The sequence below is a fragment of the Mesorhizobium norvegicum genome (assembly GCF_004919685.1).
GTDB classification, from domain to species: Bacteria; Pseudomonadota; Alphaproteobacteria; order Rhizobiales; family Rhizobiaceae; genus Mesorhizobium; species Mesorhizobium norvegicum.
On the sequence record NZ_SMYZ01000108.1, the window covers coordinates 22,887 to 34,322 of the forward strand.

The 11,436-nt window shown below is 64.3% G+C and carries 11 protein-coding genes; 6 read left to right on the forward strand and 5 right to left on the reverse strand.

Annotated features, from left to right (window positions below; all coding sequences use genetic code 11):
- Positions 1 to 7: 7 nt before the first annotated feature.
- The 4 genes from hutU to hutI are packed head-to-tail and all read right to left on the reverse strand — an operon-like array spanning position 8 to position 5,297.
- Positions 8 to 1,678, reverse strand: coding sequence for a urocanate hydratase (gene hutU / locus FCU66_RS35850; RefSeq protein WP_136622757.1), 1,671 nt, complete (start codon positions 1,676 to 1,678; stop codon positions 8 to 10).
- A gap of 27 nt (positions 1,679 to 1,705) precedes the next feature.
- Positions 1,706 to 2,524: an N-formylglutamate deformylase gene (gene hutG / locus FCU66_RS35855; RefSeq protein ID WP_136622756.1), complete on the reverse strand. Its 819-nt coding sequence runs from the start codon at positions 2,522 to 2,524 to the stop codon at positions 1,706 to 1,708.
- Complete coding sequence (hutH, locus tag FCU66_RS35860) at positions 2,524 to 4,065, reverse strand: histidine ammonia-lyase (RefSeq protein WP_136622755.1); 1,542 nt, start codon at positions 4,063 to 4,065, stop codon at positions 2,524 to 2,526. The genes hutG and hutH overlap by 1 nt, the downstream gene beginning before the upstream one ends.
- Positions 4,062 to 5,297, reverse strand: a complete 1,236-nt coding sequence (gene hutI / locus FCU66_RS35865; protein ID WP_136622754.1) for an imidazolonepropionase — start codon at positions 5,295 to 5,297, stop codon at positions 4,062 to 4,064. Before hutI ends, hutH begins: the two co-directional genes overlap by 4 nt.
- A 98-nt stretch (positions 5,298 to 5,395) precedes the next feature.
- Here hutI and FCU66_RS35870 point away from each other — a divergent pair, with 98 nt between their 5' ends.
- Together FCU66_RS35870 and hutC are read left to right on the forward strand one after the other, a co-directional pair.
- The gene (locus FCU66_RS35870; protein ID WP_136622753.1) at positions 5,396 to 6,748 is read left to right on the forward strand and encodes a formimidoylglutamate deiminase; all 1,353 of its coding nucleotides are present in this window, start codon (positions 5,396 to 5,398) and stop codon (positions 6,746 to 6,748) included.
- Positions 6,745 to 7,485, forward strand: a complete 741-nt coding sequence (hutC, locus tag FCU66_RS35875; RefSeq protein ID WP_136622752.1) for a histidine utilization transcriptional repressor HutC — start codon at positions 6,745 to 6,747, stop codon at positions 7,483 to 7,485. Before FCU66_RS35870 ends, hutC begins: the two co-directional genes overlap by 4 nt.
- A 48-nt stretch (positions 7,486 to 7,533) precedes the next feature.
- Here hutC and FCU66_RS35880 read toward each other — a convergent pair whose 3' ends face one another.
- On the reverse strand, positions 7,534 to 7,878 hold the full coding sequence (locus FCU66_RS35880) for a RidA family protein (protein WP_136622751.1): 345 nt from the start codon (positions 7,876 to 7,878) through the stop codon (positions 7,534 to 7,536).
- Positions 7,879 to 8,106: 228 nt separating this feature from the next.
- On the opposite strand from FCU66_RS35880, the gene aztA reads away from it, so the two are divergent.
- The 4 genes from aztA to FCU66_RS35900 all read left to right on the forward strand — a co-directional run bounded on the left by aztA (position 8,107) and on the right by FCU66_RS35900 (position 11,247).
- Entirely contained in the window at positions 8,107 to 8,913 is an 807-nt protein-coding gene (gene aztA, locus FCU66_RS35885) for a zinc ABC transporter ATP-binding protein AztA (protein WP_136622750.1), read from the forward strand.
- Positions 8,913 to 9,788 carry a zinc ABC transporter permease AztB gene (gene aztB / locus FCU66_RS35890; protein ID WP_109672416.1) on the forward strand — a complete coding sequence of 292 codons (876 nt, stop codon included), beginning with the start codon at positions 8,913 to 8,915 and terminating at the stop codon, positions 9,786 to 9,788. Before aztA ends, aztB begins: the two co-directional genes overlap by 1 nt.
- A 28-nt stretch (positions 9,789 to 9,816) precedes the next feature.
- The gene (gene aztC / locus FCU66_RS35895; RefSeq protein ID WP_136622749.1) at positions 9,817 to 10,758 is read left to right on the forward strand and encodes a zinc ABC transporter substrate-binding protein AztC; all 942 of its coding nucleotides are present in this window, start codon (positions 9,817 to 9,819) and stop codon (positions 10,756 to 10,758) included.
- Positions 10,759 to 10,908: 150 nt separating this feature from the next.
- Positions 10,909 to 11,247 (forward strand): protein tyrosine phosphatase family protein, encoded by a 339-nt coding sequence (locus FCU66_RS35900; protein WP_136622748.1) that lies wholly within the window; start codon positions 10,909 to 10,911, stop codon positions 11,245 to 11,247.
- Positions 11,248 to 11,436 lie beyond the last annotated feature (189 nt).

The following is an 11,436-nucleotide window of genomic DNA, read 5'->3' on the forward strand; positions in this document are numbered from 1 at the left end:
CAGCCAATCAGCCGAGAATGCCGGGCAGGTTGAGCTGGTGCTCCTTGGCGCATTCGATGGCGATCTCGTAGCCGGCATCGGCGTGGCGCATGACACCGGTCGCCGGGTCGTTCCACAACACCCGCTCCAGGCGCCTTGCTGCGTCCCTCGTACCGTCGGCGACGATGACCATGCCGGCGTGCTGCGAAAAGCCCATGCCAACGCCGCCGCCATGGTGCAGCGACACCCAGGTGGCGCCAGACGCTGTGTTGAGCAATGCGTTGAGCAGCGGCCAGTCGGACACCGCGTCGGAGCCGTCCTTCATCGATTCCGTCTCGCGGTTCGGCGAGGCGACCGAGCCGGAATCGAGATGATCGCGGCCGATGACGACAGGCGCCTTCAGCTCACCCTTGGCCACCATCTCGTTGAAGGCGAGGCCGAGCCGATGCCGATCGCCGAGGCCAACCCAGCAGATGCGCGCCGGCAGCCCCTGGAAGGCAATGCGCTCGCGCGCCATGTCCAACCAGTTGTGCAGATGGGTGTTGCCGGGCGTCAGTTCGCGCACCTTGGCGTCGGTCTTGTAGATATCCTCCGGATCGCCCGACAGGGCCGCCCAGCGGAACGGCCCGATGCCGCGGCAAAACAGCGGACGGATATAGGCCGGCACGAAACCGGGGAAGGCGAAGGCGTTCTCGAAGCCCTCCTCCTTGGCCACCTGGCGGATGTTGTTGCCATAGTCGAGCGTCGGCACGCCGGCGTTCCAGAACGCCACCATCGCCTCGACATGCTCACGCATCGAGGCACGCGCAGCCTTCTCGACCGCCTTCGGGTCGCTGACGCGCTTCTCGCGCCACTCAGCCATCGTCCAGCCTTTCGGCAGATAGCCGTTGATGGGATCATGCGCCGAGGTCTGGTCGGTGACCATATCGGGGCGAATGCCACGCCTGAACATTTCCGGGACGATCTCGGCCGTATTGCCAAGCAGGCCGACCGACTTCGCCTCGCCGGCCTTGGTCCAGCGCTCGATCATCGCCATCGCCTCATCGAGCGTTTCGGCCTTCTCGTCGACGTAGCGGGTGCGCAGGCGAAAATCGATCGAGTCCGGGTTGCATTCGATCGCCAGGCAGCAGGCGCCGGCCATGACGGCGGCCAGCGGCTGGGCACCGCCCATGCCGCCGAGCCCGCCGGTCAGTATCCATTTTCCCTTGAGATTGCCGCCATAATGCTGGCGGCCAGCCTCGACAAAGGTCTCGTAGGTACCCTGCACGATGCCTTGCGTGCCGATGTAGATCCACGAGCCGGCCGTCATCTGGCCGTACATCATCAGGCCCTTCTTATCGAGCTCGTTGAATTTTTCCCAGGTCGCCCAGTGCGGCACCAGGTTGGAGTTGGCGATCAGCACGCGCGGTGCATCCGGATGGGTGCGGAAGACGCCGACCGGCTTGCCGGACTGCACCAGCAGCGTCTCGTCATCGGCCAGCGTCCTCAACGAGGCGACGATGCGGTCGAAATCGTTCCAGGTCCGCGCTGCCCGGCCGATGCCGCCATAGACGACCAGCTCGTTGGGATTTTCGGCGACGTCGGGGTCGAGATTGTTCATCAGCATGCGCAACGGCGCTTCCGTCAGCCAGGAGCGGGCGCTGATTTCGGTGCCACGCGGGCTGCGGACTTCACGGATGTTGTGGCGAGGATTGTTCATGGCGTCACTCCATAAAAAGACCTGATGTCAGCCGCGCGCCCAGGATGTCGCGGTCTCGAGGATTTTCCGCAGCGTGGCGCGGATCGGTGCTGTAAACTCGGCATCGTAAGGCACCGGCCAATTGTCGGGCGCGCCCTTGCCTTCCGGCTCGCGCATGTAGCCACGGTTGGACAGCTCCATCTGCAGCGCATGCACGCCATCTTGAGGTTGTCCGAAATGGCGCGTGATCCAGCCGCCCTTGAAACGGCCATTGACGACAGAGATCTCGCCGGTCTCGGCCATGATCTGAGCGACTATCGCCTGCAAGGTCGGATCGGCGCTCTTGCCGTCATTGGTGCCGAGATTGAACACCGGTAGCGTGCCTTCGAACAGGCGCGGCAGCACCGAACGGATCGAGTGGCAATCATAGAGGACGATCTTTTCGTGCAGCCCGCGCAACCGGCCGATCTCGGCCTGCAAGGCGGCATGATAGGGCACGAAGAATTTTTCGCGGCGCTCGTCGATCTCCGATGGCCCCGGCTCTTCGCCCTCCCGATACAGCGGATCGCCATCGAAAGTCTCGGTTGGGCAGAGACCGGTCGTCGCCTGGCCGGGGTAGAGCGAGGCGCCGGACGGATCACGGTTGACGTCGATAACAGTGCGCGAGATCGCCGTATGCACGACTGTCGCGCCGAGACCGCCTGCGAAATCATAGAGCTTGTCGATCCACCAGTCGCAGTCGCGGCGGCCGAGCCAGGGCGACACCAGCCGGTTCTCCAGGCCGGCGAGATCGATTCCGGTGTGCGGAATCGACACCAGCAACGGCGCTGTGCCAGGCGTGACGGTGAGCCAGGGCGTGCTTGCCATCATGCCGCTCCGGAAATCGACGGCAGCGCTATCGCGCCGGCTGCCTTGATGGTCGCGCCGCTGCGCACCATGGCGATCGCCTTTTCCATGTCGGGGTGGAAATGCCGGTCATTGTCGAGATGCGGCACCTCGGCCCGGACCAGCTTGCGCACGGCCTCCAGGGCATCGCTCGACGCCAGCGGCGCATGGAAGTCGCAGCCTTGCGCGGCGGCAAGCAATTCGATGCCGATCACGGCCGTGGCGTTCTCGACCATGCCGATGAGCCGGCGCGCGCCGTGCGCCGCCATCGAGACGTGGTCTTCCTGGTTGGCCGAGGTGGGAATCGAATCGACGCTGGCCGGGTAGGCCTTCTGCTTGTTTTCCGAGACAAGAGCCGCCGCCGTCACCTGCGGGATCATGAAGCCGGAGTTCAGGCCGGGCTTGGGCGTCAGGAAGGCCGGCATGCCGGACAGCGCCGGATCGACCAGCATGGCAATGCGGCGTTCCGACAAAGAACCGATCTCGCAGACGGCGAGCGCGATCATGTCGGCGGCGAAAGCCACCGGCTCGGCATGAAAATTCCCGCCGGAGAGTGCGGTGTCATCCTCGGCGAAGATCAGCGGATTGTCGGTGACGCCATTGGCCTCGGCGCCTAGCGTGTCGGCGGCCTGACGCAGCACGGTGAGTGCCGCGCCCATGACCTGCGGCTGACAGCGCAAGCAATAGGGATCCTGCACGCGCTCGTCGCCGACACGGTGTGATTCACGGATGGCGCTGCCGGCCATCAAATTGCGCAGCGCGTCCGCCGTCTCGATCTGGCCGCGATGCTTTCTCAACACATGGATGCGCGGATCGAAGGGCGCATCGGAGCCCTTGGCCGCGTCGGTCGACAAGGCACCGGCGACCAGCGCCGACTGGTAAAGCACTTCGGCCTCGAACAGGGCGGCCAGCGCATAGGCGGTCGAGAATTGCGTGCCATTGAGCAGCGCCAAGCCTTCCTTGGCGCCCAATGTCACCGGCTCCAGCCCATGCGAGACAAAGGCGACCTTGGCCGGGAAGCGTCCATGCGGGGTGAAGCATTCGCCGACACCGATCATCACCGCCGTCATGTGCGACAGCGGAGCAAGGTCGCCGGAGGCGCCGACCGAGCCCTGTGCCGGCACCACCGGGATGACGTCGTTGGCCAGCATCGCTTCGAGCAACTCGATGGTTTGCGGCCGCACGCCGGAGGCGCCCTGCGCCAGGCTGGCGAGTTTCAGCGCCATCATCAGCCGGCAAACGGCTGACGGCATCGGCTCGCCGACGCCGGCGGCGTGCGATAGCACGATGTTGCGCTGCAAGGTCTCGAGATCCGCGGCCGGGATGCGGACGCTGGCCAGTTTGCCGAAACCGGTGTTGATGCCATAGACCGGCTCGCCTTTGGCAACGATCCTGGCGACGGCCTCGGCGCTCGCCTTGATTTTCGGCCGGCAGGCATCGTCGAGCCTCAGTGCGGCGCCACGATAGATCGCGCGCCAGTCGGCCAGCGTCGCATTGCCGGGCTTCAGGGTCAGTTCGGTCATTGTCCTCTCCAGATGCGGGCATGCAGCGGGTTGAAGCCCATGCGGTATACGAGTTCAGCGGGGCGCTCGATGTTCCATATCGCCAGGTCGGCGGATTTTCCGACCTCAAGCGTGCCGGTTTCTTCAAGCAAACCAAGCGCGCGGGCCGCCTCGCGGGTGACGCCGGCAAGACATTCGTCGACAGTCAGGCCGAACAAGGTCGCGGCCATGTTCATGGTCAGAAGCAGCGAGGTCAGCGGCGAGGTGCCGGGATTGTTGTCGGTGGCGACAGCCATCTTGACGCCATGCTGGCGAAACAGGCCGATCGGCGGCTTTTTTGTTTCGCGAATGAAATAGTAGGCGCCGGGCAGGATCGTCGCCACGGTTCCGGCCTTGGCCATTGCCGCCGCACCCGCCTCATCGGTGTATTCGAGATGATCGGCCGACAGCGCACCGTAACGTGCGGCAAGTTCGGCGCCGTGCAGGTTGGACAGTTGGTCGGCATGGAGCTTGACCGGCAGGCAGGCCGCCTTGGCCGCATCGAAGACGCGCGCCATCTGGTCCGGCGAAAAGGCGATGCCCTCGCAAAACCCGTCGACGGCATCGGCCAGCCCCTCGGCGGCAACCGCCGGGAGAATTTCCTTGGCAACCAGATCGATGAAAGCGTCCTTGTCGCCCTTGGCTTCCGGCGGCAGTGCATGGGCGCCGAGGAAGGTGGTCCTGATCGTCACCGGCCGCTGTTCGCCCAGCCGCCGTGCGGCGCGCAGCGATTTCTGCTCGTTTTCGAGGTCGAGGCCGTAGCCCGACTTTACCTCCACGGTGGTTACGCCTTCGGCGATCAGCGCATCGAGGCGTGGCAGCGATTGGGTGACCAGTTCGCTCTCGCTGGCGGCGCGCAGCGATTTGACCGAGGAGACGATGCCGCCACCGGCCCTGGCGACTTCTTCATAGGTGGCGCCGGCCAGCCGCATCTCGAATTCGTTGGCGCGGTTGCCGGCATGGACCAGATGGGTGTGGCAGTCGATCAGGCCAGGCGTGATCCAGCGGCCCTCGCAATCTACCGTCTCGGCGCCCTGGGCAAGTGCTGAGGGCAGCTCCGACTCGGGGCCGGCATAGACAATGCGGCCGTCACGCGCAGCAAGCGCGCCGTGTTCGACGACGCCAAGTCCGGCAGACCCTTCGGCCATGGTCGCCAAGCGCGCATTGCGCCACAGGCGAAGACCCCCTGCCCAGCTTTTGCTCTCTGCAGCCATCATCTTTTCCGTTTCAATCGATGGCGATTATGTATATACATATTGAAACGCACTGCAAGTGCCATCATCGCATGAGAGACAGAGAACCGGAGAGAAAAGTGGCAGCGATCTTTGCGGAACAGGCGCTCCTTCCCAATGGCTGGCACGACAATGTGCGGCTCACCTTGGCCGAGGGACGCATTACAGCCGTTCAGCCGGGCGCAGCAGCGGCAGTCGGCGACGAACGCCACGCAATCCTGTTGCCCGGCATGCCCAACCTGCACAGCCACGCCTTCCAGCGCGGCATGGCCGGCCTTGCCGAACTTCGCGGCCCCTCCGCCGACAGTTTCTGGAGCTGGCGCGAGGTGATGTACCGCTTTGCCCTGTCGATGACGCCCGATCAGGTCGAGGCGGTTGCAGCCCAACTCTATGTCGAGATGCTGGAGGCTGGGTTTTCACGCGTCGGCGAATTTCACTATCTGCATCACGACCGCGATGGAAAACCTTACGCCAATCTTGCCGAGATGGCCGAGCGCATCGCGGCCGCGGCCGGCGAGACGGGTATCGGCCTGACGCTGCTGCCAGTGTTTTATGCACATTCGTCCTTCGGCGGTGCCGCGCCAAACGAAGGCCAGCGACGATTCATCAACGATGTGAATCGGTTCTCGCGGCTTGTTGACAAAAGCCGGGAATGCGTCCGCAGTTTGAATCAAGCAGTTGTCGGCGTTGCCCCACACAGTTTGCGCGCGGCGACACCGGAAGAACTGACCGAAGTGGCCGCGATAGTGCCGGATGGGCCGATCCACATCCACATCGCCGAGCAGGTGAAAGAAGTCGAGGATTGCCTCGCCTGGTCAGGCGCGCGGCCGGTCGAATTTCTGCTTGGCCATGCCAAGGTCGACAAGCGCTGGTGCCTGATCCACGCCACCCATATGACCGATGCGGAAACCGTTGGGATGGCAAAGAGTGGCGCCATCGCCGGTCTTTGCCCGATCACCGAGGCCAATCTCGGTGACGGCACTTTTGCAGCGCCGCTGTTCAGAGACCATGGCGGCCGCTTTGGCGTCGGCTCCGACTCCAACGTGCTGATCGGCCTGCCCGACGAGTTGCGCCAGCTCGAATATTCGCAGCGCCTCGCCCACCGCGCCCGCAATGTGCTGGCGGTCGCGGGCGGCTCGACCGGCCGGGCGCTGTTCGACGCAGCGCTCGACGGCGGCAGCGTCGCTCTTGGCGTCGGCGCCTCAGCAATCGCCGCCGGCGCATCCGCCGATCTCGTCTCGCTCGACGCCAGCAATCCCTCGCTGGCCGGCAAGAGCGGTGACGCAATCCTCGACGCCTGGATCTTCGCCAATGGCAGCAAGGTCGATTGCGTCTGGGTGCATGGCCAGAAACAGGTCAGCGGCGGCAGGCATGTCAAGCGCGAGGCCGTCACTGAGCGGTTTCGCAGTGTGATGACGGCGCTTTCAGCATGAGCATTGTCGAGACTGCGGATGCGGAAGGCAGCGTCTCGCTGCACCAGCGCATCCTGTCCGACATCAGCGAACGCATCATGTCCGGTGCCTGGGCGCCCGGTCACCGCATTCCCTTCGAACACGAACTGAGCGCGCAATACAATTGCTCGCGCATGACGGTGAACAAAGCGCTGTCGCAGCTTGCCAAGGCCGGGCTGATCGAGCGCCGCCGCCGCTCCGGCAGCTTTGTGCGCCGGCCGCAGTCGCAAGCGGCGGTGCTGGAAATCCACGACATCCGCATCGAGGTCGAGGCGCTCGGCCTGCCCTACCGCTACGAGCGCGTCGCGCGACACAAAAGGCGCAGCAGCGCCGAGGATCGCGCACTGCTGGAGCTGGGCGCTGCCGGGCCGGTGCTGGCGCTGGAGTGCGGGCATTTCGCCGGCGAGCGGCCGTTCGCGCATGAACAGCGGCTGATCAATCTCACCGCTGTCGCCGAAGCGGCGGACGAGGAATTCGTAGCCATCGCACCAGGACCATGGCTGATTGGCCGCGTGCCGTGGAGCGAAGCCGAGCACCGGATTCGCGCTGTCGCCGCCGACAGGCATATCGCGGCCGCGCTCGACATCGCAGCCGGCGCGCCGTGCCTGGTGGTCGAGCGGCGGACATGGAGCGCCGATCACCCGGTCACCCATGTGCGCTTTACCTATGCGGCCGAGAGCCACACACTGGTGGCGAGATTCACGCCGTCGCAGGGGTAGTGCTAATCTCCCCCCACGTGGGGGGAGATTGGCAGCTTCAACGTCGGCCTAAATCGCCGCCGTAATAATAATCTCGACCAGATATTCCGGTCCGGCGAGCTTTGCTTCGCCGGTGGCGCGGGCCGGCGTGTTGCCTTGCGGCACCCACTTGTCCCATTCCGCGTTCATCTCGGCGAAGGTGCTCATGTCGGCCAGCCAGATGATCGCCTGCAGGATCTTGGTCTTGTCGGAACCGGCCTTGGCCAGCAGCCCATCGACGGCCGCCAGGATGTCCCTGGTCTGCGAAGCGACGTTGCCGGTCGGCTGACCGACCTGACCGGCCAGATAGACGGTATCTCCGTGAATGACGATCTGGCTCATGCGCGGGCCAACATCGATGCGACGAATGCTCATTGGATGGTTCCTTCCTGTGGCGGTTGCGCCTCTTTAGAGTTGCGGCCGGCTTCGGGCAAGGTCGCAAGGTCGAATCCCCTTGGGCCAAGGGCATATGATATCCACACACGGCAAGTTGACCCGCCAGCCGCAATTGCGCCGGATTGGCTTGTTGACTAATGTAATAACATCACATATCCAATCGGCCGCCGCCCGCAGCCGGATTTCGCCGCCCCCACGGATCGCAGAATGACAAACACCTGCCTGACATTCCGCGACCTGACCCTTGGCTACGGCAGCCATCCGGCAATCCATCATCTCGACGGCACCATCCGCAAGGGCTCGCTGACGGCTGTCGTCGGCGCCAACGGCTCGGGCAAATCGACGCTGATGAAAGGTATTGTCGGCGTCCTGAAGCCGATGGCCGGCGAGGTTATCCGCGCGCCCGGCGTTCGCGCCGCCTATCTGCCGCAGCAATCGGAGCTCGACCGCTCCTTTCCGGCGCGAGTGGTGGACCTGGTTTCGCTCGGCCTGTGGCCACGGCGCGGCCTGCTTGGCCGCTACACCAGGCAAGATCGCGATGACGTCAGCAAGGCGCTGATGGCGGTCGGGCTCGGCGGCTTCGAGAAGCGACCGATCGATACCCTGTCGGGCGGCCAGCTGCAGCGCACACTGTTTGCGCGTGTCCTGCTGCAGGACGCCGACCTTATCTTGCTCGACGAACCCTTCAACGCCGTCGACGCCAAGACGGTCGGCGACCTTATTGCCCTGATCAAGCACTGGCATGGCGAGGAACGCACCATCATGGTGGTCGTCCACGATCTTGATCTTGTGCGGCAGAATTTCCCCGAAACACTGCTTCTCGCCCGCCAGCCGATCGCCTGGGGCGAAACCAGGGAAACGCTGAAGCCTGAAAACCTGTTGCGCGCCCGCCGCTTCCACGAAGCCTGGGAAGAGAATGCGCCCTGGTGCGAGCCAGGCGAGGACGCTCATGGTCATGGCCACGATCACGACCACCATGACCATCAACATGGCGTCGGACCGAGGGCCGCCTGATGGATACGCTTTATGGTCTTTTCATCGCGCCTTTCGCCGATTTCGGCTTCATGCAGCGAGCTCTGATCGGTTCGCTGATGCTGTCGCTCGGCGCCTGCCCGATCGGCGTTTTCCTGATGCTGCGGCGGATGAGCCTGTCGGGCGACGCCATGGCGCATGCCATCCTGCCAGGTGCCGCCGCCGGCTTCCTGTTCTATGGGCTGGAGATCCTGCCGATGACCATCGGCGGCCTGATCGCCGGCGTCATCGTCGCGCTCGGCGCCGGCGCCGTCTCGCGCTTCACCATCCAGCGCGAGGACGCCTCGATGGCGGCGTTCTATCTGATTTCGCTCGCCATCGGCGTGCTGATGGTGTCGATCCGGGGCTCCAGTGTCGATCTCATGCATGTGCTGTTCGGCACCGTGCTGGCGCTCAACGATGAAGCACTGACACTGATCGGCGGCATCGTCGCGGTGACACTGGTCAGCCTTGCCATCTTCTGGCGAGCGCTGGTCGCTGAATGCCTCGACCCGCTGTTCCTGCGCTCGGTCAGCCGGCTCGGCAGTCCGGTGCATTTCATCTTTCTCGGCCTTGTCGTGCTCAACCTCGTCGGCGGCTTCCAGGCGCTCGGCACGCTGCTTTCGGTCGGACTGATGATGCTGCCGGCCGCCGCTGCCCGTTTCTGGACGGTGCGCGTCGAGCCGATGTGCGTGCTCGCCGTGCTGATCGGCTTTGCCTCCTGCGTCGCCGGGCTGCTGTTGTCTTATCACGCGTCGCTGCCGTCCGGCCCGGCCATCATCTTGTCTGCCGGCGTCGTTTATTTCGCCTCGATCCTGTTTGGCACGCGCGGCATTCTGCGCGCGCGCATCATCCACCACCGTCACAGAACGGCCTGATCCCCCGCCCCTAGAAGGAGACCCGTCCATGCTGAAATCGATCCATGCCGCCCTGGCGATGAGCGTTATAACATTAACCGCCTTTGGCGCATCGTCGGCCTCCGCTGCACCGCTGAAAGTGGTCGCCAGCTTCACCGTCATTGCCGACTTCGCCAAAAATGTCGGCGGCGACCGCATCGATGTGACCACCATCGTCGGGCCGGATGGCGACGCCCATGTCTACGAGCCGAGCCCGGCCGATGCGGTGGCCATGGCCAAGGCCGATATCGTGCTGGTCAACGGCCTGCATTTCGAAGGTTTTTTGCAGCGGCTGGTCGACGCCAGCGCCACCAAGGCCTCGATCGTCACGTTGACCAAGGGCGTGACGACGATCGATTTCAAGCCTGAATTCGCCGATGCCGACGCGGCCGAGGGTGCCGGCACCAGCGGCGGCAAGACGGTCACCGATCCGCATGCCTTCCAGTCGATCGCCAATGCCAGGATCTATGTGAAGAACATCGCCGAGGCCTTCTGCGCGGCCGATTCGGACGGCTGCGTCAGCTACCAGACCAATGCCGCCGCCTACACCAAGAAGCTCGACGCGGTCGAAGGTGAAGTGAAAGCAGCGATCGCCTCGATCCCGGAGAGCAAGCGCGTCGTCATCACCTCGCACGACGCCTTTGGCTATTTCGAACACGCATACGGCCTGACCTTCCTCGCCCCGCAAGGCATCTCGACCGATTCAGAACCGTCCGCCGCCGACGTCGCCAAGCTGGTCACCCAGGTGAAGCAGGACAAGGCCGCGGCGATCTTCGTCGAGAACATCACCAACCCGCGCCTGATCGAGCAGATCGCCAGCGAGACCGGCATCAAGGTGGGCGGCACGCTCTATTCGGACGCGTTGTCGCAGCCCGACGGCCCGGCCTCGACCTATATCGACATGATGCACAACAACATCCGTCAGATCAAAGGCGCCATTCTCGGCAGCTGAGTTTGAAGGATTATCCAGCCGGACCGCATCGGCCCGGTTGGATTTTCTGGCACGCAATGCCTATTTGGCAGAGAATTCCTTCGGTGCGGATTGCCGCACATGTCGGGGAGTGGCAAGACTGCCGCCTGACCAGTTTGCGAGGATGCTGCCATGGAATACCGCGAAATCAGCGAGGACTATTCGGTCTCGGGCCAAATCCAGCCCGAAGACGTCGCCGCCATCAAGGAAGCCGGCTTCAAGAGCGTGATCTGCAACCGGCCCGATGACGAACAGCCCGGCCAGCCTTCGGCCGACACCGTCAAGGCAGCGGTCGAGGCCGTGGGCCTCGCCTTCCGCTACATCCCCGTCATCAGCGGCCAGATCACGGCCGAGAATGTCGAGGATCAGGCCGAAGCGCTCGATGAACTCGACGGCCCGGTCTTCGCCTATTGCCGCTCCGGCGCCCGCTGCACCAATCTTTATGGACTGATCCAGCAGTCGAAGGGGTGACGGTCCCGGAGGCCGGTGATCCTTCACACCCCCCTCTGTCCTGCCGGACATCTCCCCCGCGAGGGGGAGATTGGATGTCGATTGGCGAAAGCGGTTGAGCGCGCAATCTCCCCACTTGCGGGGGAGATGTCCGGCAGGACAGAGGGGGGTGGGACGGAACTCGACGCTGACAACCTCGATGCTTCCACC